At 73.0% G+C, this 22,938-nt stretch carries 21 protein-coding genes and 1 pseudogene; 5 read left to right on the top strand and 17 right to left on the bottom strand.

The window, feature by feature from the left end:
- Positions 1–62: 62 nt before the first annotated feature.
- The 7 genes from IE294_RS23985 to IE294_RS24015 all read right to left on the bottom strand — a co-directional run bounded on the left by IE294_RS23985 (position 63) and on the right by IE294_RS24015 (position 6,756).
- Positions 63–761 carry an LAETG motif-containing sortase-dependent surface protein gene (locus IE294_RS23985; RefSeq protein ID WP_189889340.1) on the bottom strand — a complete coding sequence of 233 codons (699 nt, stop codon included), beginning with the start codon at positions 759–761 and terminating at the stop codon, positions 63–65.
- A 176-nt stretch (positions 762–937) separates the two neighbouring features.
- Positions 938–2,062: an LOG family protein gene (locus IE294_RS23990; RefSeq protein ID WP_189889342.1), complete on the bottom strand. Its 1,125-nt coding sequence runs from the start codon at positions 2,060–2,062 to the stop codon at positions 938–940.
- A 34-nt stretch (positions 2,063–2,096) separates the two neighbouring features.
- On the bottom strand, positions 2,097–2,504 hold the full coding sequence (locus IE294_RS23995; protein ID WP_189889344.1) for a VOC family protein: 408 nt from the start codon (positions 2,502–2,504) through the stop codon (positions 2,097–2,099).
- Between the two features lie 95 nt (positions 2,505–2,599).
- The gene (locus IE294_RS24000) at positions 2,600–3,937 is read right to left on the bottom strand and encodes a hypothetical protein (RefSeq protein ID WP_189889346.1); all 1,338 of its coding nucleotides are present in this window, start codon (positions 3,935–3,937) and stop codon (positions 2,600–2,602) included.
- A complete protein-coding gene (locus tag IE294_RS24005; RefSeq protein WP_189889348.1) occupies positions 3,919–4,659 on the bottom strand; it encodes an ABC transporter ATP-binding protein in 741 nt (246 codons plus the stop codon). Before IE294_RS24005 ends, IE294_RS24000 begins: the two co-directional genes overlap by 19 nt.
- A 191-nt stretch (positions 4,660–4,850) precedes the next feature.
- Positions 4,851–6,215 (bottom strand): aspartate aminotransferase family protein, encoded by a 1,365-nt coding sequence (locus IE294_RS24010; protein WP_058082068.1) that lies wholly within the window; start codon positions 6,213–6,215, stop codon positions 4,851–4,853.
- A gap of 19 nt (positions 6,216–6,234) precedes the next feature.
- Positions 6,235–6,756, bottom strand: a complete 522-nt coding sequence (locus tag IE294_RS24015) for an Lrp/AsnC family transcriptional regulator (RefSeq protein WP_041665515.1) — start codon at positions 6,754–6,756, stop codon at positions 6,235–6,237.
- Between the two features lie 170 nt (positions 6,757–6,926).
- Here IE294_RS24015 and IE294_RS24020 point away from each other — a divergent pair, with 170 nt between their 5' ends.
- Positions 6,927–8,366, top strand: coding sequence for a gamma-aminobutyraldehyde dehydrogenase (locus IE294_RS24020; protein WP_189889350.1), 1,440 nt, complete (start codon positions 6,927–6,929; stop codon positions 8,364–8,366).
- A gap of 52 nt (positions 8,367–8,418) precedes the next feature.
- Positions 8,419–9,612, top strand: coding sequence for a polyamine ABC transporter substrate-binding protein (locus IE294_RS24025; protein ID WP_189889352.1), 1,194 nt, complete (start codon positions 8,419–8,421; stop codon positions 9,610–9,612).
- A 33-nt stretch (positions 9,613–9,645) separates the two neighbouring features.
- Here the strand turns inward: IE294_RS24025 and IE294_RS24030 are convergent, their stop codons facing one another.
- The 5 genes from IE294_RS24030 to IE294_RS24050 all read right to left on the bottom strand — a co-directional run bounded on the left by IE294_RS24030 (position 9,646) and on the right by IE294_RS24050 (position 15,119).
- Positions 9,646–10,515 (bottom strand): carbohydrate ABC transporter permease, encoded by an 870-nt coding sequence (locus tag IE294_RS24030; RefSeq protein ID WP_189889354.1) that lies wholly within the window; start codon positions 10,513–10,515, stop codon positions 9,646–9,648.
- A gap of 14 nt (positions 10,516–10,529) precedes the next feature.
- Positions 10,530–11,489 (bottom strand): carbohydrate ABC transporter permease, encoded by a 960-nt coding sequence (locus IE294_RS24035; protein ID WP_189889356.1) that lies wholly within the window; start codon positions 11,487–11,489, stop codon positions 10,530–10,532.
- Complete coding sequence (locus IE294_RS24040) at positions 11,483–12,868, bottom strand: extracellular solute-binding protein (RefSeq protein ID WP_229917317.1); 1,386 nt, start codon at positions 12,866–12,868, stop codon at positions 11,483–11,485. The genes IE294_RS24035 and IE294_RS24040 overlap by 7 nt, the downstream gene beginning before the upstream one ends.
- Positions 12,865–13,845 carry a GNAT family N-acetyltransferase gene (locus tag IE294_RS24045; protein WP_189889358.1) on the bottom strand — a complete coding sequence of 327 codons (981 nt, stop codon included), beginning with the start codon at positions 13,843–13,845 and terminating at the stop codon, positions 12,865–12,867. Before IE294_RS24045 ends, IE294_RS24040 begins: the two co-directional genes overlap by 4 nt.
- Positions 13,846–13,913: 68 nt before the next feature.
- The gene (locus IE294_RS24050) at positions 13,914–15,119 is read right to left on the bottom strand and encodes an exo-beta-N-acetylmuramidase NamZ family protein (protein WP_189889360.1); all 1,206 of its coding nucleotides are present in this window, start codon (positions 15,117–15,119) and stop codon (positions 13,914–13,916) included.
- Between the two features lie 157 nt (positions 15,120–15,276).
- Here IE294_RS24050 and IE294_RS24055 point away from each other — a divergent pair, with 157 nt between their 5' ends.
- On the top strand, positions 15,277–16,704 hold the full coding sequence (locus IE294_RS24055) for a phytoene desaturase family protein (RefSeq protein ID WP_189889362.1): 1,428 nt from the start codon (positions 15,277–15,279) through the stop codon (positions 16,702–16,704).
- Positions 16,705–16,749: 45 nt separating this feature from the next.
- Here the strand turns inward: IE294_RS24055 and IE294_RS47780 are convergent, their stop codons facing one another.
- Both IE294_RS47780 and IE294_RS49745 read right to left on the bottom strand, forming a co-directional pair.
- A complete protein-coding gene (locus IE294_RS47780; RefSeq protein WP_229917318.1) occupies positions 16,750–17,199 on the bottom strand; it encodes an IclR family transcriptional regulator domain-containing protein in 450 nt (149 codons plus the stop codon).
- Positions 17,196–17,828 (bottom strand): helix-turn-helix domain-containing protein, encoded by a 633-nt coding sequence (locus IE294_RS49745; protein WP_373315846.1) that lies wholly within the window; start codon positions 17,826–17,828, stop codon positions 17,196–17,198. Before IE294_RS49745 ends, IE294_RS47780 begins: the two co-directional genes overlap by 4 nt.
- Before the next feature lie 27 nt (positions 17,829–17,855).
- Between IE294_RS49745 and IE294_RS24065 the strand changes: the two genes are divergently transcribed.
- Positions 17,856–18,368 carry a hypothetical protein gene (locus tag IE294_RS24065; RefSeq protein WP_189889364.1) on the top strand — a complete coding sequence of 171 codons (513 nt, stop codon included), beginning with the start codon at positions 17,856–17,858 and terminating at the stop codon, positions 18,366–18,368.
- Here the strand turns inward: IE294_RS24065 and IE294_RS24070 are convergent.
- The 3 genes and pseudogenes from IE294_RS24070 to IE294_RS24080 all read right to left on the bottom strand — a co-directional run bounded on the left by IE294_RS24070 (position 18,358) and on the right by IE294_RS24080 (position 21,906).
- Positions 18,358–19,503: a serine hydrolase domain-containing protein gene (locus tag IE294_RS24070; protein WP_189889366.1), complete on the bottom strand. Its 1,146-nt coding sequence runs from the start codon at positions 19,501–19,503 to the stop codon at positions 18,358–18,360. The two genes, IE294_RS24065 and IE294_RS24070, sit on opposite strands and share 11 nt — an antisense overlap.
- A 461-nt stretch (positions 19,504–19,964) precedes the next feature.
- Complete coding sequence (locus IE294_RS24075) at positions 19,965–20,651, bottom strand: glycerophosphodiester phosphodiesterase (protein WP_189889368.1); 687 nt, start codon at positions 20,649–20,651, stop codon at positions 19,965–19,967.
- Between the two features lie 20 nt (positions 20,652–20,671).
- Positions 20,672–21,906: pseudogene (locus IE294_RS24080) on the bottom strand (adenosine deaminase).
- Between the two features lie 18 nt (positions 21,907–21,924).
- Between IE294_RS24080 and IE294_RS47795 the strand changes: the two are divergent.
- Positions 21,925–22,896: a DUF4190 domain-containing protein gene (locus IE294_RS47795; protein WP_229917319.1), complete on the top strand. Its 972-nt coding sequence runs from the start codon at positions 21,925–21,927 to the stop codon at positions 22,894–22,896.
- Positions 22,897–22,938 lie beyond the last annotated feature (42 nt).

A 22,938-nucleotide genomic window follows, 5' to 3' on the forward strand; every position in this document is an offset into this window, starting at 1 on the left:
CGCACCCCGGCCCGCCCCCCTGGGCACAGGGGGACGGGCCGGGACGCGGTACGGCGGTGCGGTCAGCCGTTGCGGCCGGCCCCACGGCGGCGCATGCCGAACCACACGGCGCTACCGCCGACGACGACCAGGAGCGCCGCGACGCCGGCTATCAGACCGGTGTTGGAGTTGGCGCCGGTCTCGGCGAGGTTGGACTCACCGGCCGCCGGGGACGGCGCGTTCTCGGCGGTGCCGGCCGGGGCGGAGCTCGACCCGGAGGCCGACGGGGCCGGGGTCGCCGGCTGGGCCGGGGCGGACTTGCTCGGCGAGGACGACGGCGACGGCGACAGGGTCGCGCTGGCCGTCGGCTTCGGGGTCTCGCTCTCGGTGGTGCAGGCGGTGGACGGGGTCACCAGGTCCGGCTGGACGTCCTCGTCGACGATGTCGCCGGCCTTGACGTGGATCCGGTAGGTGGCGCTCGGCTTCCAGTCCTCGGCGAAGGTGATCGAGGCACCCTCCTTGGACCCCTTGACCGGCTGCTCGCCGACCTTCGTCTCGACGCCGCCGACGCCCTTGAGGAAGACGCTGACGGTGGCGTCCCTGGCGGACGCGTCCGTGTCGGTGACGACGATGACGCCCTTGTCGCCGTCGCACTTGGCTTCGGCGGAGAAGTCCTTGATGTTGCACGCGAGAGCGGAGCCGGCCAGTCCCAGCACCAGCGCCGCCGACCCGGAGGCGACACCCAGAACGCGCACGGAACGACGTACGCTACGCGGAGTCATGGACAAGGTTTGTCCTTTACAGAGTGCAATTGCGGGGGGTGGAGGGGGAGTTGAGGCGTCGGATGAGGCATGGACAGCTGAGGCCCCAGCAACCCCGGGAGGCTCCCAGGTTTATAAGCGCTCCATAAGAAGTGTCAACGCACGGGCCATGAACGGCCGTTGACTTTGCCCGCTTATTAACCACCCAGACGTTTGAGCGCGTCCGGAGCCTGCTCGATCCGGTCAACGAGGGCGATACGGGACTCCATCGCCCGCCCTCGCGCCAGCGACCGGAGCAACGGCCAGGCCGGCAGCTCCCGCGTCCAGTGCCCGCTGTCCACGAGCACCATCGGGGTCGGCTCGCCGCGCGACTCGTAGTAGTTGGGCGTCGCGTTGTCGAAGACCTCCTGCACGGTCCCGGCGGCGCCCGGCAGGAAGACCACCCCGGCGGTGGAGCGGGCCAGCAGGCCGTCCTCGCGGGTGGCGTTGGCGAAGTACTTGGCGATGTGCGCGGCGAAGGCGTTCGGCGGCTCGTGGCCGTAGAACCAGGTGGGGATGCCCACCGAGTCCCCGCCGCCCGGCCAGCGCTCGCGCACCTCGAACGCGGCGCGCGCCCACTCGCCGACCGACGGCCGGAACGAGGGTGCCTTGGCGAGCAGCCGGAGCGCGTCGTCCAGCATGTCGTCGGTGAACGGAGCGGCGTAGGCGCCGAGGTTGGCGGCCTCCATCGCGCCCGGTCCGCCGCCGGTGGCGACCGTGTAACCGGCGCGGGCGAGTTCGCGGCCGAGCCGGGCGGCACCGGCGTACGCGTCGGTCCCCCGGGCCATCGCGTGGCCGCCCATGACGCCCACCACCCGGGCGCCGACGAGGAGTTCGTCCAGGGCGTCGGAGACGGCGTCGTCGTGGATCGCGCGGAGCATCGAGGAGAAGACGTCGCCGTCGGCCTTCGTCCGCTGGAACCAGGCGTAGGCGCGCGCGTCCGGCGTCACCTCGTACCCCGCGTCCAGCGACTCGAACAGCTCGTCGGGCGTGTAGAGGAAGGCGCGGTACGGGTCGAACGGGAGCCCGGGTACCGGCGGGAACACCAGGGCCCCGGCCGCCCGGATCCGGGCGGCGGCCTCGGGGTCCATCGGGCAGCCGAGGAAGACGGCGCCCGTGGTGTCGAGGCGGAGCAGGACGTCCGTGCGGCTGGTCAGGTCGACGGCCTGGACCCGGAACCGGGCCAGCGAGCCGTGCTCGGCGACCACCTCGTCGAACTCGGCGAGGGACTGTATCTCGCGGTCGTGGGCGGCGCGGTGCGGCTGGGCGGGTGTCGGTTGCACCCGCCCATGCTGGCACGGATGTTCGGACCGCGGGTCAGCCCTGGACGGCCGCCGGGTCCATCCACACGACCTCCCAGGTGTGGCCGTCGAGGTCGTCGAAGGCGCGGCCGTACATGAAGCCCTGGTCCTGGGGCTCGCCGCTGGCCGTGCCACCGGCGGCGATGGCCTTGTCGACCAGCTCGTCCACCTTCTCGCGGCTCTCGGCGCTCAGGCAGATCAGCACCTCGCTGGTCGTCGTCGCGTCGGCGATCTCCTTCTTGGTGAAGGTCGCGTAGAACGGCTTGGTCAGCAGCATCGCGACGATGCTGTCGCTGATCACCACGGAGGCCGCCTTGTCGTCGCTGAACTGCGGGTTGATCGAGTAGCCGAGTTCCGTGAAGAACTTCTTCGAGGCGTCCAGGTCGTTCACGGGCAGGTTCACGAAGATCATCTGCTGGTACATGCGGGCCTCTTCCGTCCGGGTCGTGCGCGGTTCGTCGCGTTCGGTGGGTAGACCGGCGGCCCGCGCCGGACTCATCGGCGACCGCCGAAGTTTTTTCAGTTCAGCGGCAGCGCCGACAGCGCGGCGATCCCGAGGGTGAGCGGGCCGAACAGGGCCAGCAGGGCGGCGGCGCGCAGGACGGCGGCGCCGCGCAGCATCGCGGCGGGCGCGCCGAGGCGGAGCAGCGCCGCGACGGTGTCGGCGCGGCACTGGCGGGCCTCCACGGCCGCGGTGAGGAGGGTGGCGAGCGTGCAGCCGGCGACGACGAGCGCGCCGAGGGCGGACAGCGGGCCGAAGGCGGGGGCCGGGCCGGCGCCGTCGTACAGGGCGGTCATGGCGTAGCCGGCGGACGCCACCGCGCAGACCACGCCCAGCGGGCGGCCGATCCGGGCGGCCTCCGCCATGAGCACCCGGCCGGCGAGCAGCCTCAGCGCCCCCGGGCGGGTGGACTGGAGGAGCCGCCCGCACAGGTGGGTGAGGCCGGGGCCGGCCAGGACGAGACCGGTGGCGGTGAGGAGCCAGCCGAGGAGCACGGCGAGGGAGGGCGCGGGGGTGGAGCGGCCGGCGTAGGCCTGTACGGCCAGTCCGGCGGTGACGAGGGCCACGCCCCAGGGGAGGCCGGCGGGGGGCTGGACCTCGGTGTCCGGTGCCGGCGCGGGGGACTCGGGGCCGGCTCCGGCACCCGGTGCCGACGCGTCGCCGTCCGCGCCCGCCGCCCCGGCGGTACGACCGCCCGCGGTACGCGAGTCCGCCGTGGCCGGTGCCCTCGATCCCGCTGCCCGTCCCCTGAAGCGTCCCGCCGTCCCGAACGTCTCCTTCCTCGGCGACGCCCCGTACGCCCCGAAGCGGCCGAAGCCGCGGCCGGTCCGGGGCGGGGGGACCGGGTCCCTCGGGCGCAGGGCCAGGGCCACCGCCGTCGTCGCCGTGACCGGGAGCAGGGCGAGGAGGGTCAGGGTCGCCGGGAGCGGAAGGGAGCGGTCGGCCGCCAGGACGTCCGCCGCCGCGCCGTCGAACGGCATGCCCGTCAGGTCGCCGCGCAGGTGGAGGAAGACCAGCAGGGCCAGCAGCGAGCCCAGGGTGCAGGACAGGGCCGTCGTCAGCGCGGAGACGGCCATGAGGCGGGCCGGGCCCAGGCCCACGGCGGACAGGCCGGGGCGCGGCCGGGTGCCGGGGTCGGTGCGGGCGACCGCGAGCGCGAGGTGCACCGTGGCGGCGAGCGGCACCGCGCACCAGGCCAGGCGCAGCGCGGAGGCGGTCGCGGCCTCCGGGTGGTTCAGGGCGTGGCCGAGGCTGGACAGCAGCAGGAAACCGGTGCCCGCCGAGGCCGCGGTGACCAGCAGGCGGCGCAGCTGGACGGCGGGCCGGGCGGCACGGGTCAGACGGAGAGCGAGCACGCGGCCCGGCCTTCCGTGTCGGGGCTGTCCGGCAGGTGCACGGTGTGCACGCGCCGCCCGTCCAGCAGGGCCACCGTACGGTCGGCGAGCGCGGCGGTCTCGGCGTCGTGCGTGGCGAGGACGACCGTGATGCCGTGCGAGCGGGCCGCCGCGGTGAGCGTGCGCAGGACGTGGGCGCGGTCGGCGCGGTGCAGCGGGGCCGTGGGCTCGTCGGCGAAGAGGACCGTGGGTCCGGGGGCGAGCGCGCGGGCGATGGCGACGCGCTGGCGTTCGGCGTGCTGGAGGTCGCGCGGGCGGCTGCGGGCCTTCTCGCCGACGTCCAGCCGCTCCAGCCACTCCAGCGCGGCCACCTTGGCCCGGCGGCGACCGGCGCCGCGCAGCATCAGCGGGAGCGCGGCGTTCTCCCAGACGTTCAGCTCGGGGACCAGGAACGGCTCCGGGTCGATCCAGCCGAAGCGCTCCCGGCGCAGCCGCTCGCGGGCCATCGGGCCGAGCGTGTGCACGGGGGAGCTGTTGAACCACACCTCGCCGCACCGCACCGGCTCCAGGCCGGACAGGCAGCGCAGCAGGGTCGTCTTGCCGCTGCCGCGCGGGCCGCTGACGGCGAGGATCTCGCCCTGCCGCACGCCGAGCGTGACCCCGGCGAGTCCGGGGGAGCCGTCGCGGTGGCTGAAGTGCAGGGAGCGTGCCCAGAGCACGTCGTTGTCCGGCGGAGCCTCCATGGGCGTACACCTCGGTTCAGATCCGTTTTCCCGTGCCTGTTCCCCCGTCCGAGGGAACGAAGGCTGGGCTGATCGGTCACTGGCACGCTAGGCAGGTCCCGGACGGGAGCCCGGACAGCACACGGCCCCGGGCCGCCGTTCTCACTCGAACGGAGGGCACCGGGGCCGGGGTCGGTCATCCCGTCGGATGATCAGAGCTTGGTCCACGCCTCCGTGAGGGTGGCCCGCAGGATCTGCTCGATCTCGTCGAAGGTCCCCTGGTCGGAGATCAGCGGCGGGGCGAGCTGGACGACCGGGTCGCCGCGGTCGTCGGCACGGCAGTACAGGCCGTTGTCGAACAGCGCCTTGGAGAGGAAGCCGTACAGGACGCGCTCGGTCTCCTCGTCGTTGAAGGACTCCTTGGTGTTCTTGTCCTTCACCAGCTCGATGCCGTAGAAGAAGCCGTTGCCGCGGACGTCGCCGACGATCGGCAGGTCGTGCAGCTTCTGGAGCGTCCGCAGGAAGGCGCCCTCGTTGTCCAGCACGTGCTGGGTGAGGTTCTCGCGCTCGAACAGGTCGAGGTTGGCGAGGCCCACCGCGGCCGACACGGGGTGGCCGCCGAAGGTGTAGCCGTGCAGGAAGGTGTTGTCGCCCTTGTAGAACGGCTCGGCGATCCGGTCGGAGACGATGCACGCGCCGATCGGGGAGTAGCCCGAGGTCATGCCCTTGGCGCAGGTGATCATGTCCGGGACGTAGCCGAACTTGTCGCAGGCGAACATCGTGCCGAGACGGCCGAAGGCGCAGATGACCTCGTCCGACACGAGCAGCACGTCGTACTGGTCGCAGATCTCGCGCACGCGCTGGAAGTAGCCGGGGGGCGGCGGGAAGCAGCCGCCGGCGTTCTGCACCGGCTCCAGGAAGACCGCGGCGACGGTGTCCGGGCCCTCGAAGAGGATCTGCTGCTCGATCTGGTCGGCGGCCCAGCGGCCGAAGGCCTCCGGGTCGTCACCGTGGATCGGGGCGCGGTAGATGTTGGTGTTCGGCACCTTGTGCGCGCCCGGGACGAGCGGCTCGAAGGGGGCCTTCAGGGCCGGCAGGCCCGTGATCGACAGGGCGCCCTGCGGGGTGCCGTGGTAGGCGACCGCGCGGGAGATGACCTTGTACTTGGTCGGCTTGCCCTGGAGCTTGAAGTACTGCTTGGCGAGCTTCCAGGCGGTCTCGACGGCCTCGCCGCCGCCGGTGGTGAAGAAGACCTTGTTCAGGTCGCCCGGGGCGTAGTCGGCGAGACGCTCGGCCAGCTCGACGGCCTTGGGGTGGGCGTAGGACCACACCGGGAAGAAGGCGAGCTCCTGGGCCTGCTTGAAGGCGGTCTCGGCGAGTTCCGTGCGGCCGTGACCGGCCTGGACCACGAACAGACCCGCGAGACCGTCGAGGTAGCGCTTGCCCTTGTCGTCGTAGATGTAGGTGCCCTCACCCCGGACGATGGTCGGGACGGGGGAGTTCTCGTACGAGGACATGCGGGTGAAGTGCATCCACAGGTGGTCGTACGCGGTGCGGCTGAGGTCCTTGCTGCTCACGGTTATCGGGTCCTCACGGTTATCGGGTTCCCCACATGTAGGTCTGCTTCTTGAGCTTCAGGTAGACGAAGCTCTCGGTGGAGCGCACTCCGGGCAGGGACCGGATGCGTTTGTTGATGACGTCCAGCAGGTGGTCGTCGTCCTCGCAGACGATCTCGGCGAGGATGTCGAACGAGCCCGCGGTCATCACCACGTACTCGACTTCCGACATGTCAGTCAGCGCGTCCGCGATCTTCTCGACATCGCCCTCGGCGTTGATGCCGACCATCGCCTGCCGGCGGAAGCCCACGGTGAGCGGGTCCGTGACGGCGACGATCTGCATCACGCCCTGGTCCAGCAGCTTCTGCACGCGCTGGCGCACGGCCGCCTCGGACAGACCGACGGCCTTGCCGATCGCGGCGTACGGCCGGCGGCCGTCCTCCTGGAGCTGCTGGATGATGGCGAGGGAGACGGCGTCCAGCTGGGGACTGCCGCCGTTCCTGGACTCGCGGGACGAGTCCCTCTGGTCTGCGCTTCGACTGGCCACGGCCTCACTGTGCACGACGTCTCGACAGTTTCGCAAGGCCTGATCGATGAAATTCGTTGTTTACGAGACCTGACCTTGCGGATTTCGCAGAACTGGTCGGGGTGGGGGTGTTGAAAACGTCGGTACGCCGACTAGGGTGGGTGTCTCAGAGATCGGACAGCTTGAACCAGACCAGGAGGCCGGCAGTGAGCACCGAGCTGCGTCGTCTGCGCAACTACATCGACGGTGAGTTCCGGGACGCCGCCGACGGACGGACCACCGAGGTGGTCAACCCGGCGACGGGCGAGGCGTACGCCACCGCGCCGCTGTCCGGGCGGGCGGACGTGGACGCCGCCATGGAGGCCGCCGCCCGTGCCTTCCCGGGCTGGCGCGACACCACGCCGGCCGAGCGGCAGAAGGCCCTCCTGAAGATCGCCGACGCCTTCGAGGAGCGCGCCGAGGAGCTGATCGCGGCCGAGGTGGAGAACACCGGCAAGCCGGTCGGGCTCACCCGCTCCGAGGAGATCCCGCCGATGGTCGACCAGATCCGCTTCTTCGCGGGCGCGGCCCGGATGCTGGAGGGCCGCTCGGCCGGCGAGTACATGGACGGGATGACCTCGATCATCCGCCGTGAGCCGGTCGGCGTCTGCGCGCAGGTCGCGCCCTGGAACTACCCGATGATGATGGCCGTGTGGAAGTTCGCCCCGGCCATCGCCGCCGGCAACACGGTCGTCCTGAAGCCGTCGGACACCACCCCGGCCTCCACCGTCCTGATCGCCGACATCATCGGCTCGATCCTGCCCAAGGGCGTCTTCAACGTCCTCTGCGGCGACCGCGACACCGGCCGCATGATGGTCGAGCACGACGTCCCGGCCATGGCCTCCATCACCGGCTCCGTGCGCGCCGGCATGTCCGTCGCCGAGTCCGCCTCCAAGGACCTCAAGCGGGTCCACCTGGAGCTGGGCGGCAAGGCCCCGGTCGTCGTCTTCGAGGACACCGACATCGCCAAGGCCGTCGAGGACATCTCCGTGGCCGGCTTCTTCAACGCCGGCCAGGACTGTACGGCCGCCACCCGCGTCCTCGTCCAGGAGTCCATCCACGACGAGTTCGTGGCCGCGCTCGCCAAGGCCGCGTCCGAGACGAAGACCGGCCAGCCGGACGACGAGGACGTGCTGTTCGGCCCGCTGAACAACCCCAACCAGCTCAAGCAGGTCTCCGGCTTCATCGAGCGCCTCCCCGCCCACGCCAAGGTCGAGGCGGGCGGCCAGCAGGTCGGCGACAAGGGCTACTTCTACGCCCCGACCGTCGTCTCCGGCCTGAAGCAGGACGACGAGATCATCCAGAACGAGGTCTTCGGCCCGGTCATCACCGTCCAGTCCTTCACCGACGAGGACCAGGCCGTCGAGTGGGCCAACGGCGTCGAGTACGCCCTGGCGTCCTCGGTGTGGACCAAGGACCACGGCCGCGCGATGCGGATGTCCAAGAAGCTCGACTTCGGCTGCGTGTGGATCAACACCCACATCCCGCTGGTCGCCGAGATGCCGCACGGCGGCTTCAAGAAGTCCGGCTACGGCAAGGACCTGTCGGCGTACGGCTTCGAGGACTACACCCGCATCAAGCACGTGATGACGTCGCTGGACGGCTGACGGCTCCTTGAGCCGATTGTCCGTGGACACGGTGGGACGGCATGCTTCCGGGGTGTTCCAGACTGCTTCCCGCAAGCCCCCGCTGTCCCGCCGCTCCCTCCTCGCCGCCCTCGGGGGCACCGCCGTGCTCGGTGCCCTGGGCGGCTGCGGGGTGCCCGCGGCCTATGTGGCGCCCGGTGACCGGGCCGCCGCCGACGACTCCGCGCGTGACAAGAAGCTGACCTGGGCGAACTGGCCGCTCTACATCGACACCGACGATGACGACCCCGGCCGGCGGCCCACGCTGGAGGGGTTCGAGAAGCGCACCGGGATCTCCGTCGACTACGTCGAGGAGATCAACGACAACGACGAGTTCTTCGGCAAGGTCGGCCCCGCGCTGATGAGCCACCGCTCCACCGGCCGCGATCTGGTCGTCATCAGCGACTGGATGTGCGCCCGGTACGTCCGGCTCGGCTGGGTCCAGGATATGGACCGCGCCCGCCAGCCGAACGTGGCGCGGCACCTCGACCCGCTGCTCCGCTCGCCCGCCTTCGACAAGGGCCGCCGGTTCACCGTGCCCTGGCAGTCCGGCATCACCGGCATCGCCTACAACCGCCGCGCGCTCGGCCGCGACATACGCCGGGTCTCCGACCTGTGGGCCGAGGACCTCAAGGGCCGCGTGACCCTGCTGTCCGGCCTGGACGAGTCGTTCGCGCTGCTCATGCAGGGCAACGGCGTCGACATCACCCGGTGGACCGCGGACGACTTCCACCGGGTCTGCGACCAGGTGGAGCGGCAGGTCCGCCGCGGCCAGATACGCCGGTTCACCGGCAACGACTACACCAAGGACCTGGTCAGCGGGGACGTCCTCGCCTGCCAGGCGTACTCCGGCGACGTCATCCAGCTCCAGGCGGACAACCCCGACATCCGATTCGTCGTCCCCGAGGAGGGCGCCGAGCTGTGGTCGGACTCCCTGATGATCCCCGACCGGGCCCGCCACAAGGCCAACGCCGAGCGCCTGATCGACTACTACTACGCCCCCGAGGTCGCCGCCCGGCTCGCCGCCTGGGTGAACTACGTCTGCCCGGTGCCGGCGGCCCGCGAGGTCCTGGCCGCCGCCAAGGACGAGGAGACGGCCGCCCTCGCCGACAACCCCCTGATCTTCCCGGACTCCGGCATGCGCCGCCGCCTCGCCGTCGCCCGCGACATCACCTCCACGGAACGCCCGGAGTTCACCCGGCGGTGGAACGGGATCGTGGGGCTCTGACCGTGCTGTCCGGGGCCGGCGGCGGGGCCGGGGTCACTTCAGGCCGCTGAGCATGACGCCCCTGACGTAGTACTTCTGGAGGAGCAGGAACAGGAGCAGGACCGGCAGGATGCTCAGGACGAGGCCGGCCATGACGATGGGCATCGTGCGGGTCGGGTCGACGTGGTCCTGGAGCAGCTGGATGCCGACGGGCAGGGTCATCACGTCCGGGTTGGCGGTCGAGACGAGCAGCGCCCAGATGTACTCGTTCCAGGCGTCGACGAAGGTCAGCAGCCCGAGCGTGACCAGGACCGGCTTGGTCTGCGGCACCACGATCCGCCACCACACGGCGAACTCGCCGGCGCCGTCGATGCGCGCCGCCTCCAGCACCTCGTCCGGGATCGCGACCATGAACTGGCGGGTCAGGAAGATCCCGAAGCCGTTGACGAGGAACGGCATGGCGAGCGCCGCGATGCTGACGGTCAGGCCGGCACCGCCGCGCCCGGACAGGTCGTTGCCGCCCGCCAGCGGCCAGTGCACCAGGATCAGGAAGTGCGGGATGAAGAAGAGGAACGGCGGGAACATCATCGTGGACAGCACGAGGCGGAAGACGAAGTCCCGGCCGGGGAAGCGCAGTTTGGCGAGCGCGTAGCCCGCGAGGGAGGACGTGAGCAGCACCGACCCGGTGATCAGCGCGGTGGCGACCACGCTGTTGCGGAAGAGCACCGGCAGGTCCAACTGGCGGACCGCAGCCCGGTAGTTGGAGAGGTCGAACGCCTGGGGCAGGAACCGGTACGGCAGCGTGCCGGACTCACCGGGTCCCTTGAAGGACGTCATCACCATGTCGAGGAACGGCACCACCGTGAGCACGGCGCCGGTCGCGACCACGAGGGACGACAGCCACGGGAAACGGCGACGGCTCACGCGTCCTCCCTCCCTCACGCGTCCTCCCCATTGCGCCGGAACCACCACAACTGCGCCAGCGTGACCGCGAGGACCACCACGAACAGCACGAACGCGGCGGCGCTCGCGGTGCCCCAGTCGCCGTAGCTGAAGGCCAGCCGGTACATCTCCAGCGCGGCCACGTTGGTCGCGTCACCCGGCCCGCCCCTGGTCATCACGCTGATCAGCGCGAACGACTGGAGGCCGGTGAGGAACTGGGTGACGCACACGAACAGCAGGGACGGCCGCAGCAGCGGCAGGGTGATCCTCCGGAAGACGGTGGCCGCTCCGGCGCCGTCGAGCGCGGCGGCCTCGTAGTACGACTCCGGGATGGACTTCAGCCCGGCGGTCAGGACGAGGACCGCCGAGCCCAGCGAGGCCCAGGCCTGGACGACCACGACCGAGGGCAGCGCGGTGTCCGGGTCCGCGAGGAACGCCACCGAGCCGATTCCGACGGCGTTGAGGACGCCGTTGACCAGACCGCCCGGCTCGTACATGTACTTCCACACGTTGCCGACGGCGACGACGGTCGTGACGATCGGCAGGAAGTACAGGGTGCGCCACAGCCCCTGGAACCGCAGCTTGTCGATGCAGGTCGCGACGAGCACCGAGCCCGTGAGGGCGAGGACGACGGTGCCCAGGGCGAACAGCAGCGTGTTGGTGAGGATCGGCGTCAGGAACGTCGATCCGTCCGCGAACAGGCCGGTGAAGTTGTCCAGGCCGGCCGGCTCGATGTCGCCGAGGGCGAACCCCGACCAGTGGGACGTCGACAGCAGCAGCGCGAAGCCGAGCGGCAGGACCAAGAAGACCGCGAAGAACAGCAGTACCGGCGCCAGGAAGAGGTAGGCGACGACGGTCTGGCGGCGCCGGTGGCGGATGCGGCCGTCGACGGCGGGTCGGACGGCCCGCGCACGAGGGGTCCGTTCGGCCGTCTCCGGCACCAGGGCGTTCACCATGCGCGCGCCACCTCCTGATCGACCTGACGGCGGGTGACGCGCAGCGCCTCCTCGACCGACCGCCGGCCGGTCCACAGCGCCTCGATGTTCTTGCGCAGCAGCGACTTGGCCTGCTGCGCCCCCGGCATGTTCGGCTCCGGCACCGCGTAGGCCAGCGCGTCCAGGAACGGCCGCAGGTTCGGATCGCCGGCCCCGCCGTTCCCGGCGCCCGCGCCCAGCAGCGTCCGCATGTCGTCGGCGCGGCCGGTCAGGGAGCCGACCGACACCTGGAGGGCGCTCATCCGGGTCGCCGCCGCGCCCTTCTCGCCGCCCGTCCTCTCGGCGTTGAGCCAGCGCAGGAACTCCCACGCCTCGCGGGGGTGCGCACTGGCCGTGTTGACCCCGAGCATGAAACCGGTGCAGAGCGTGGCGCGTGCGCCGCCCGCCTCGGGCAGGGGCAGCGGCGCGACGCCGACATCGCGGTAGTCCCCGCCCATCAGGGTCTTCAGGCTGCCGGTCCACCAGCCGGCGCTGATCACCATGGCCACCTGCCCGGCCGGGAACGCGCGGTAGACGTTGACGCCGGGGGAGCTCGCCCCTCGGGCGACGAGGCGGTGCTCCAGGTCGAACACGGCCCGGCCGGCCGGTGAGTCGATGGCGGTGCTCCTGCTGTCCGCCGAGACGAACGTCCCGCCGGCGGCGTTGAGCAGCGCGAGCGTCTGGCCGACGGTGGTGGAGTCGTCGTAGGCCGACAGGCCGAAACCCTGGACGAGCGTGTTGCCGTACCGGTCCCGCCTGGTGGTGCGGTAGGCCGTCTCCTCCAGCTCCCGCCAGGTGCGCGGCGGCCCGTCGAGACCGGCCGCGCGCAGCAGCCGCTTGTTGTAGTACAGGGCGTACGTCTGGACCTCGGTGGGGTAGCCGTACACCCTGCCGCCCACCGACGCGGCGCCGACCGCGGCGGCACTGTACCCGCGCCTGATCTCCTCGGCGTGCCCGGCCGGGGCGGGCCGCAGGACGCCGGCCCGGACGAGCTGGCCGTTCCACAGGCAGTACGGGTGGAGGATGTCGGCGCCCTGGCCGGCGGCCTGCCGGACCATGAACGTGGTCAGCAGGTCCGTGAACTCGACGGCCGTCGTCCGCACCTTGACCCGGTCGTGCGTGGCGTTCCACTCGTCCACCGGGCCGCGCAGCGCCTCCTTGAGCTCCCCGCTCGCGTAGTGCGAGAGCAGGGTCAGGACGATCGGATCACCGGGCCGCCCGGTGCCCCGGTGCGGCGCCGCGCAGCCGGAGACGAGCAGCGCCGAGGGGAGCGCGAGCGCGAAGTGACGGCGGCTCAGGCGCTCGGCCCCCTGTGCCGGCTGACGGGCGGGCAGGCCGTCGGCGCGGCGGGACGGTGTCATCGGGCGGCCTCCCGGCGCAGCACACGGAACACCCGGGTCGTGGTGAAGCCCGCCGCGCGGTACAGCCGGCCCGCCGGGGACCGCTCGCCGGTCCACAGGAACCACGCCGAGTGCGCGCCGCGCGCCCGCATCCGCTCCAGGACCAGGTGGAGCAGGACCGTGCCGAGCCCGGTGCCGCGCATCTCCTCCCGCACGCCGAACGGGCCGAACCGCTCGTCCGCCGACGCGTACGCGCCGTGCATCGCCCAGCCCGCCAGACGGCCCGACGGGTCCCGGGCGACGACGATCCGGTCGAGCGGCGTGCCCGCGGCCAGGCACTCCCGGATCGCCCGCGCCCAGTCCGGGTTGAAGCGGCTCCCGGCGAGTGCGAGCAGCTCCACCAGGTCGTCGTCGGACGGGGTGGCGAACCGGTGGCCGCGGGCCGTCAGTTCGTCCCGGCGGCGCGCCGCCGTGCCGGGGAAGCGGTAGCCGACCAGACCGCGGTCCATCGCCGCCGCCTCGTACAGGGTCTGGAAGCCCAGCGAATCGAGGAGCTTCGCCGCTTCCGGGTACGTCTCGGCGTCCAGCCCGGGGAGGATGTAGTTCGGGGTGTACGAGGAGAAGTCCACGCGGGTGCGGGCGTGGCCGTGCAGCCAGTCGAGGGCGTCGGTCAGCAGCCGACGGCCGAGGCCGCGCCCACGGGCGGCCGGGTCGACGAAGAAGAACGGGATCCAGCCCTGCTCCGGCTCCAGGTCGGTGCCGCTCATCGGTGTCAGACGGCGGACCGCGTAGGCCGCGCCGACGACCCGGTCGCCGTCCACGGCGACCCGGAGCCCCTCCGGGTCGAAGTTGGCGTCGAGCAGCACCAGGGAGCGGAAGCGGTCCGGGGTGATGGGGTCGGCCGGCGCGCTCCGCCGCCACGCCTCCACCAGCCGGGGCCCGTCACCCACCCGGAAGCCACGCGTCCCGGCCCGGGATGTCGTCGGACGGTCGGTCATCGACGGGGTGTCCTTCCATGAGGTACGGCCCCGCTCCCGGGGCGGGGGGTACGACGACGGCCGTGGGCTCAGGGGTAGAGCAGCACGTCGGCGCCGGCCCAGTCGGCGGGCGGTGCCGGCGGGGCGCACAGCGGCAGGGGGTCGTCGCCCGCGTCGACGGTGCGCCGCAACCGGTCGGAACCCCACAGCAGGTCGATGAAGGGACGGCGGCCGGTCTCCCCGGTCCCCTCCGCGCCGCCGTCCGGGCTGTGCCAGGCGAAGTCGTCCGGGTACAGCCGCCGCAGCGTGGCGAGCATCGCGACGGCGGTGCGTACGGGAGCGAACGCCACGCGGTCGGTGAGGTGGAGCTGGACCCCGCGCAGCGGCCGTCCGGCGTGTTTGTGGAAGGTCGGTACGAAGCGCAGGTCACGGAAGTGCACTCCCGGCAGGGCGAGTTCGGCGAGCGCGGGCGCGAACCGCGCGTCGAGGTACGGCGCCCCGACGATCTCGAAGGGCTGCGTGGTGCCCCGGCCCTCGGAGAGGTTCGTCCCCTCGAACAGGCAGGTGCCGGGGTAGACGGCGGCCGTGGCGGGCGTCGGGATGTTCGGCGAGGGCGCGATCCAGGGCAGGCCGGTGGCCGCCGCGTCCATGGCGCGCTGCCAGCCGGCCGCCTCGATCACCGTCAGGTCGGCGGGCCGGCCCGCGAGGTCGGCGACGGCGGAGGCGTTGAGGTGCCGGGCGAGTTCACCGCAGGTGAGGCCGTGCCGGACAGGTATCGGGGCGCGCCCGACGAAGCCGGCCCACGCCGGATCGAGCAGTGGGCCCTCGCTGACGAGACCGCCGAGCGGATTCGGCCGGTCGGCGACCACGAACCGCACGCCCGTACGGGCCGCCGAGACCATCAGGTCGAACATCGTCCACACGTAGGTGTAGAACCGGGCTCCGATGTCCTGGAGGTCGAACACCAGGGCGTCGACGCCGCTGTCGAGCAGCAGGGTGTCGAGGCGCTCGCCGTCGCACCGGTAGGTGTCGTGGACCGGCAGGCCCGTGGTGGGGTCCCGCCGGGCGGTCTCGCCCTGGCCGGCCTGGCCCGTCCCGTGCAGCCCGTGCTCGGGTCCGAACAGGGCGACCATCGGCGCGCCGGCCGCGAGCAGCGCGGGCGCGGCGGGACGCAGATCGGGGAGGACGCCGGTGTGGTTGGTCACCAGCCCCAGCCGGCCGGGCCCGGCGAGTCCGGGCGACGCGTGCAGTCGTGCGATCCCGGTCGTCACCGCGACGCGGTCGTCCGTGCTCATCCATTGCCCCGTCTGCCGGTGACGTCTCGAAGGGTGGGGCGCAATTTACTGGTATGTCCGGGAACTTTGCAATGATTCAGGGCGGTTCGTGCCGAGGCGGCTGTTCGTGCCGGAAGAGGACGTTCACGGTGGAGGGCGGCGTGGGAGACATCACCCCATGACCACCGCGATCGTCGTCGGCGGCGGACCCAACGGACTCACCGCCGCCGCGCTCCTCGCCCGCGCCGGACTGGACGTCACCCTCCTGGAGGCCGCCGACGAGGTCGGTGGCGGCACCCGCAGCCAGGAGGCGATCCTGCCCGGCCTGCTGCACGACCACTGCTCGGCCGTCCACTCCATGACCGTCGCCTCGCCCGCGCACCAGGCGCTGGACCTCGCACGGCACGGACTGCGCTGGCGGCTGCCGGACGTCGACTGCGTCCACCCCCTGGACGACGGCACGGCGGGGGTGCTGCTGCGCTCGGTGAAGGACACCGCCCGCCTGCTCGGCCCCGACGGCCCCCGCTACCGGCGCCTGCTGGAGCCCTCGGCGCGCCACTGGGAGGCCCTGAGCCACGACGTGCTGGGCCCCCTCCTGCGCGTCCCCTCCCACCCCCTGCTCCTCGCCCGCTTCGGCCTGCCCACCCCACTGCCCGCCACCCTGCTCGCCCGCCTCTTCTCCACCACCCGGGCCCGGGCCCTGTGGGCCGGGGTCGCCGCGCACTCCTTCCGCCCGCTGTCCGAGCCGTTCGGTTCGGCCATCGGGCTCGGCATCCTCGCCGCCGGCCACGCCACCGGATGGGCCGTGGCGCAAGGCGGCTCCCAGGCCATCGCCCGCGCCCTGGAGCAGGCACTCCGCGCGCACGGAGGCCGCGTCCGAACCGGCGTCCGCATCACCCGCCACACCCAGATCCCGCCCGCCGACGTCACCCTCCTCGACCTCGACCCCGCGCAGATCGCCCGTGTCTACGGCGACCGGCTGCCCACCCGTGTGCGCCGCGCCTACCAGCGCTTCCGGCGCGGCCCCGCCGCCTTCAAGGTGGACCTGGCCGTCGAACAGGGCGTGCCGTGGACGAACGCACACGCCCGGCGGTCCGGGTTCGTGCACCTCGGCGGCACGCTCGCCGAGATCGCCCAGGCGGCAAGGGACGTGGACGAGGGCCGTATGCCCGAGCGCCCCTTCGTCCTGGTCGCCCAGCAGTACCTGGCCGACCCCGGCCGGTCCGTCGGCGACGTCCACCCCGTCTGGGCCTACGCCCACGTCCCCCACGGATACGACGGCGACGCCACGGAAGCCGTCCTCGGTCAGCTCGAACGCTTCGCCCCCGGCACCCGGGACCGCGTCACCGGCCTGCGCGCCACCTCACCGGCCGGCTTCGCCGCCGCCAACCCCAACTTCGCCGGCGGCGACATCCTCACCGGCGCCAGTACCGTCCCCCGGCTCCTGTTCGGCCCGCGCCCCGCGCTCGACCCCTACTCCACCACCCTGCCCGGCGTCTTCTCCTGCTCCGCCGCCACTCCGCCGGGCCCCGGCGCCCACGGCATGTGCGGCGCAGGAGCGGCGGCCTCGGCCCTGCGCCACCTCGGTGCGACGCCGGACTGGTGACGCGGACGGGCGCGCCGCGGGCATGTCGGTCGCTCAGCGCCCGGCTCACCGTCGCCGCCGCCCGCCGCCCGCCGCCCGCCGTACGGCGGGGGCCGGCCGGTCGGGGCGGGCGGTCGTCGCAGTCGTCAGGGACACGGCCGCCACGGCGATGCCGTCCCGGAACACCGGGGCCGCGAGGGAGAGTTCACCCAGGCGGTACTCCTGGTGCGCCTGCGCCAGTCCGGTCGCGCGCACCCGGGTCAGCTGGGCACCGAGCACGCCGGGGGCGGTGACGGTGCAGGGGGTGTGGCGGACGGCGCTCGGGGACGGGCCGGTCGCGGTACGGGTGCCGTGGGCGGCGATCCGGCCGGGCGCGCCGCCGCCGTACGCGTACCCGCCGCCGAACCCGGACCCGACCCCGTAGGCCGGCGGCACCCTGCCCGCCGCCGTGGCGTGCAGCGGCAGCCGTTCGCCGGTGACCAGGCAGAGGGCCGCGCCGTCGGCCGGGATCGTCACGTCGGCGTGGCCGCCGGTGCGGGTGGTGAGGGTGCGCAGGGCCGGCAGGGCCGTGGCGAGGAGTGCGCGGGGGCAGGGCGCGGCGGCGCCGAGGGCGCGGATACGGGTGCCGAGGCGGTAGGAGCCGTCAGCCGCCCGCTCCAGCCCGCCCAGGCCACCAGCTCCCGCACCATGCGCAGCGCGGTCGGCGCGGGCAGCCCCGTGCGGCGGGCGATGTCCGTCAGGCGCAGGGTGCCCGGCGCGTCCCCGAACGCGTCCAGCACGGACAGGACCCGCCCGGCCACGCTCTCGGCCATACCGGCCCTCTGGAGGAATGCGTCGACCTGGCGGTCCAGGCGCCGACCGGACGCAACCGGCAGCGCCGGCACTTCGCCGCGCACCTGTACGGGCACCTCCACGAGGTCCCGGCGCTCGTCGTCCCGTGCGTGGAGGGCCGTACCGACGACGCGCCCGTGCCGCGCCAGGCCGGCACCTGGGGGTCCATCCTCCCGGCCGTGTGCGCCGCCCGCGCCCGGGGCCTCGGCACCTGCTGGACCACCGGGAACCTCGTCCACGAGCGGGAGTCGGCCCGGGTGCTCGGCATCCCGTACGAGGACGTCGTGCAGGCCGCCAGGAAGAGTTTTGAACATGTTCAATTCCGGGCGTACGCTGCTGCCATGAGCGACAGAGCCGCCCTGCTCAAGGGCATCCGCGCCTGGCTGGCCCTCTTCGTCGTGTGCCTCGTGCTCAGCGGGGCCACCGCCTTCCCGCTGGTGCACGAACTGCACTGGACGGAGAGCGCGTTGCGCGCGCTGTCCGTGCCGGAGCACCTGCCGGGTCTGATGGCGTGGATCTCCCGGGTGCGGGACGGGCTGGACACCGTCGACGCCGACTACCCCTTCGTCCTGTACGGCACCGACTGGCTCGCCTTCGCCCACCTCGTCATCGCGGTGGCGTTCTACGGCCCGTACCGCGACCCCGTCCGCAACATCTGGGTGGTCGAGTTCGGGATGATCGCCTGCGCCGGGATCGTCCCGCTCGCCCTCTTCTGCGGACCGGTCCGCTCAATCCCCTTCTGGTGGAGCGTCATCGACATGTCGTTCGGGGTCTTCGGGGTCGTCCCGCTGTACGTCGTACGGAAGAAGACCAAGCGGCTGGAGGCGCTCGGCGCACCGTCCGTCAGCGGTTGAACGCCGGGAACGCGAAGCGCTGGGCGACGGCCAGGCCGTCGCCCTTCGCGTCCGTGGAGTTGACCGAGTAGACCAGCGTGCGGGACAGGTCCGGGGTCGCGGCGATCACGGTCGCGTACCCGGGGCGCGAACCGGTCTTGCCCCAGATCACCTTGCCGTTCACCTCGAACCGCTCCAGCGCCGCGCCGTACCGCGCCCCGGGTACGTCCGGCAGCGTGAACATCTCCTTCAGCTCCGGCTCCGGCACCACCCGGCCGCGGAACAGCCCGACCAGCAGCCGCTCCAGATCGGCGGTCGTGGAGATCAAGTCGCCGGCCGCGAACCGGTCGGTCATGTTCCAGTCGGTCACGTCGACCAGCTTGCCGTCGATCCAGTCGTAGCCCCGGTTGTGCGGGCCGTGGATCCGGGGGTCCGCGCCGACCGGGAAGGAACTGTGCCGCATGCCGAGCGGCCGGAAGATCCGCAGTTCGGCCTGGTGCGCGTACGAGTCGCCGGTCACCTTCTCGATGAGCATGCCGAGCACGGTGTAGTGGATGTTGCCGTAGGTCTGCCGCGTGCCCGGCGCGTACGCCGGACCCTGCGCCACGGCGTCCGCCACGACCTGCCGGGGCGTCAGCGTCTCGAAGCGGTGCGGGTACCCCTCCTCCACCGTGTCGCCGAGGGACGCACCCGGGCGCAGCCCGCTGGTGTAGTTCAGCAACTGCCGTACGGTGACCGGCGCGAAGTCCTCGGTGAGCAGTCCCGGCAGATACCGCTGCACGGTCCCGTCGAGGTCGATCCGGCCCTCCGCGGCCAGTTGCAGCACGATCGACGCGGTCACCACCTTCGTCACCGAACCGGCCCGGAAGCGCGCGTTCTCCAGGGCCGGTGCTCCGGTCCGCACGTCCCGCACCCCGGCCGTACCGCGCCAGGTCCCGTCACCGCCGACGCGGAGCAGCGCGGCGGTGGCGTCGTGGTCGGGCAGCCCGGCGATGGCGGCGGCGAGGGCCTCGGTGTCGGGGCCGGCGCCGGCGGGGGCCGTCGTGGCAGGGGCGGGCTCCGAGGCTACGGCGAAGGCGGGGGCGGCCAGCGGGCCGGCGGCCACCGCGGTGACGAGGACGGCGGCCAGAAGGGCGGAACGGCCGGTGCGGGGCATACGGGACTCCTCGTGATGGCTGGGGGTCGGCACCGGAAGACGGTGCGTGATCATCCTCAGCCGCCGGGCCGGGCCGCGGATCCTCACCGAGGAGGACGCACGACCCTTGCTGGTCCCCGATCAACCAACCTCCGTCCTAGGGGAGTTGCCCGGGATCACCCCTACGGTCCGTCCCCGCGCGGGTGCAGTGCCCCTGCGTCCGCCCCGGCGAGGTGAGTCCGTACGCCACACGGGGTGGCGAGCAGGCGGAAGGCGAGCCGGGCCCGGCAGCCGACGAGGAAGGCTGGTCGTCGGTCACGGTCGTACGACGGCTCGTGCGCGACCCGGGCCGTGTGCCGCCGTGCGCCCGCGGACCGGACCGGTCGGGCTGTTGGAGGTGACGGTCGTGCTGCTGATCCGGCTGTGGGTGGGCGAGGGCGTGGACGACCGGGCGATCGTGCCCCGCTGGAGTTCTCCGGGGCTCAGACGGCGGTGCGCAGGGCGTGCAGGACGTCGACCCGGTTCGTCGTGATCGAGTCGACGCCCAGGTCCAGCAGGCGGCTCATGGAACGGCGGGTGTCCGGGGTCCAGACGGACAGCAGAAGGCCGTCGTGGTGGACGCGGGCCGCCAGCGCCCGGCTCACCAGGGAGAAGCGGTAGTTGAGCCAGCGCGGGCGGATCGCGGCCAGCAACGCGGGCCGGGGCGGCGCCAGGGTCGTCCAGGTCAGGGCGATCTCGGCGGCCGGGTCGGCGGCGCGGACGGCGAGCATCGCCTCGGCGTCCGCGCTGTAGTAGACCCGCTCCCCGGCCCCGCACTGCCGGACCACGTCCAGCGTCCGCGCGACCGCGCGGGGGCCGACCGGCCCGCACAGGTCCACCATCACCCTGCTGTCCCCGGTGGCGGCCAGCGCCTCCGCCAGCGTCGGCACACCGCCCGCCGTGAGCCCGCGCAGTTCGTCGGCGGACAGCGCGCCCAGCGGCCGGTCGACCTCCCACAGCCGCCGCAGTGTGTCGTCGTGCAGCAGCACCGGGACGCCGTCCCGGGTGAGCCGTACGTCGACCTCGACGGCGTCCGCGCCCCGGTCGAGCGCGGACCGCAGGGAGTCGAGGGTGTTCTCGCGGAAACGGTAGGGGTCGCCACGGTGGGCCACGGCGGTCAGCGTCTGCATGGCCCCCATTGTGGCCGGTGTCAGGAGGCCGGCCAGGCGGCGGTGTACGTGTCGATCTCCGCCGTGATCCGCGCCTTGCCCGCCGTGTCCAGGAAGGAGGCCGCCACGGCGTTCTTCGCCAGGTCGGCCACGCCCCGCTCGTCCAGGTCCAGCAGCCGGGCGGCCACCGCGTACTCGTTGTTCAGGTCCGTGCCGAACATCGGCGGGTCGTCGGAGTTGATCGTGACCAGCACCCCGGCCCGCGTGAACTCCTTGATCGGGTGCTCCTCCAGCGTGCGGACCGCGCGGGTGGCGATGTTGGAGGTCGGGCACACCTCCAGCGGGACGCGGTGCTCGGCGAGGTGGGCGAGCAGCTTCGGGTCCCGAGCCGAGCTGGTGCCGTGCCCGATCCGCTCGGCGCGCAGCTCGGTCAGCGCGTCCCACACGGTCTCCGGGCCGGTCGTCTCCCCGGCGTGCGGGACGGAGCGCAGACCGGCCGCGATGGCCCGGTCGAAGTACGGCTTGAACTGCGGCCGGGGCACGCCGATCTCCGGCCCGCCGAGCCCGAACGACACCAGGCCCTCCGGGCGGAACCGGTCGTCCGTGGCCAGCCGCACCGTCTCCTCGGCCGACTCCAGACCCGCCTCGCCGGGGATGTCGAAGCACCAGCGCAGTACGGTCCCGAACTCGGCCTCGGCGGATTTCCGGGCGTCCTCGATCGCGTCCATGAACGCCCGCGCGTCGATGCCGCGCCGGGTGGAGGAGAACGGGGTGATCGTCAGCTCGGCGTACCGCACGTGCTGCCGGGCCATGTCCCGGGCCACCTCGTAGGTGAGCAGCCGGACGTCCTCCGGGGTGCGGATGAGGTCCACGACCGACAGGTACACCTCGATGAAGTGCGCGAAGTCGGTGAAGGTGAAGTAGTCGGCCAGGGCCTCGGGGTCGCTGGGGACCTTGGAGTCGGGGTGGCGGGCGGCCAGCTCGGAGACGATGCGGGGGGAGGCGGAGCCGACGTGGTGGACGTGCAGTTCCGCCTTGGGCAGTCCGGCGATGAAGGAGCGCAGGTCGCGGTCGGCGGTGCCGGTGGCGGGTACGGAGCTGTCGGTCAAGGGGTCCTCCCCGGGACGGGCGCCCGCGGCACGTGGTCCGTGGCACGTCGTGCGGTGGACGTGCTCCCTGGTGCGGGCGCGATGATCGGCTGATCGGGTTGCGCGGCATCATCGTAGGCCCCGGGCCGCGGCGGCCCGCGCTGCCCGTAGCATGACGGGACGTCCAGCTGAGGGGTGTGCCGACCATGTCCGACGAGGTGCCGCAGTCCACGCCGGGGGAGCAGAGCGCCGGCCACCACTCCGCGATACCCCGGGTCTCCTTCGACAAGGACCCGGAGCGGACGGCACCGGCCGCCGGCGGAGCGGATGAGGCACGGGTCCAGGACGCGGCCCCCGCCCCCGGCGCCGTGCACGACCAGCAGACGGTGACATTCGCGCCGGCGTTCCCGGGCCCGGCCGCGCCTGCCGACGCCGTACCCACGCCATGGGCCGGCCCAGCCGAGGGCTCCCCCATCACGGCCCCGACGCCCTTCGCACCGGCGTCTCCGACCCCCCAGCCGAGCCCGTTCGCGCCGCCGGCTGCCGCCGCGGAGCCGAGCCCGTTCGCACCACCGTCTCCGACCCCCCAGCCGAACCCCTTCGCACCTCCGTCCGCCGCCGCGGAGTCGAACCCCTTCGCACCTCCGGCCCCGGCACCGCAGCCGAACCCCTACACGCCCCCGGCGGACCCCTTCGCCCCGCCGGTGTCCCCCGTCGGCCCGCACGGGGGAGCGGAGCCGGTGCCGCCGCCTCCCATCGCCCCTGACGGCCCCGGCCAGGTGCCGTACGGCTATCCGGGCGCCGCGCCGGCGTACGGCTACCCGGGCACCGCGCCCGGGTACGGTTACCCGGGCCCACAGCAGGCCCCGTACGGCGGTGTCGCCCCCTACCCCGCGGCCCACGGCTACGCCTGGCCCGGCATGCAGCCGCCCCCGAGCAACGGCATGGGTACGGCCTCGCTGGTGCTGGGGATCATCTCGGCGGTCGGCTTCATCATGTGGCCGATCGCCCTGGTGCTGGGCATCCTGGCCCTGATCTTCGGCGGGCTGGGCAGGGGCAAGGCCAACCGAGGCGAGGCGACGAACCCGGGCGTGGCCCTGGCCGGCATCATCTGCGGCGCCGCCGGGATCGTCCTGGTGCTGGGCCTGTTCGCCCTGCTCATAGCCACGGGCGCCTGACACGCCGGCCGGCCGAGGCAACCCGCCACCGCCAACCCGGCA

Origin of the sequence: Streptomyces canarius, from assembly GCF_014650735.1 — a bacterium.
Lineage (GTDB): Bacteria > Actinomycetota > Actinomycetes > Streptomycetales > Streptomycetaceae > Streptomyces > Streptomyces olivaceoviridis.

Coding starts and splice junctions, on each gene's coding strand:
- IE294_RS47795 (WP_229917319.1), top strand. CDS start 21,925: ATGTCCGACGAGGTGCCGCAGTCCACGCCGGGGGAGCAGAGCGCCGGC.
- IE294_RS24055 (WP_189889362.1), top strand. CDS start 15,277: ATGACCACCGCGATCGTCGTCGGCGGCGGACCCAACGGACTCACCGCC.
- IE294_RS24035 (WP_189889356.1), bottom strand. CDS start 11,489: ATGGTGAACGCCCTGGTGCCGGAGACGGCCGAACGGACCCCTCGTGCG.
- IE294_RS24045 (WP_189889358.1), bottom strand. CDS start 13,845: ATGACCGACCGTCCGACGACATCCCGGGCCGGGACGCGTGGCTTCCGG.
- IE294_RS24065 (WP_189889364.1), top strand. CDS start 17,856: ATGAGCGACAGAGCCGCCCTGCTCAAGGGCATCCGCGCCTGGCTGGCC.
- IE294_RS23995 (WP_189889344.1), bottom strand. CDS start 2,504: ATGTACCAGCAGATGATCTTCGTGAACCTGCCCGTGAACGACCTGGAC.
- IE294_RS24050 (WP_189889360.1), bottom strand. CDS start 15,119: ATGAGCACGGACGACCGCGTCGCGGTGACGACCGGGATCGCACGACTG.
- IE294_RS23985 (WP_189889340.1), bottom strand. CDS start 761: ATGACTCCGCGTAGCGTACGTCGTTCCGTGCGCGTTCTGGGTGTCGCC.
- IE294_RS49745 (WP_373315846.1), bottom strand. CDS start 17,828: ATGTTCAAAACTCTTCCTGGCGGCCTGCACGACGTCCTCGTACGGGAT.
- IE294_RS24075 (WP_189889368.1), bottom strand. CDS start 20,651: ATGCAGACGCTGACCGCCGTGGCCCACCGTGGCGACCCCTACCGTTTC.
- IE294_RS24005 (WP_189889348.1), bottom strand. CDS start 4,659: ATGGAGGCTCCGCCGGACAACGACGTGCTCTGGGCACGCTCCCTGCAC.
- IE294_RS24070 (WP_189889366.1), bottom strand. CDS start 19,503: ATGCCCCGCACCGGCCGTTCCGCCCTTCTGGCCGCCGTCCTCGTCACC.
- IE294_RS24040 (WP_229917317.1), bottom strand. CDS start 12,868: ATGACACCGTCCCGCCGCGCCGACGGCCTGCCCGCCCGTCAGCCGGCA.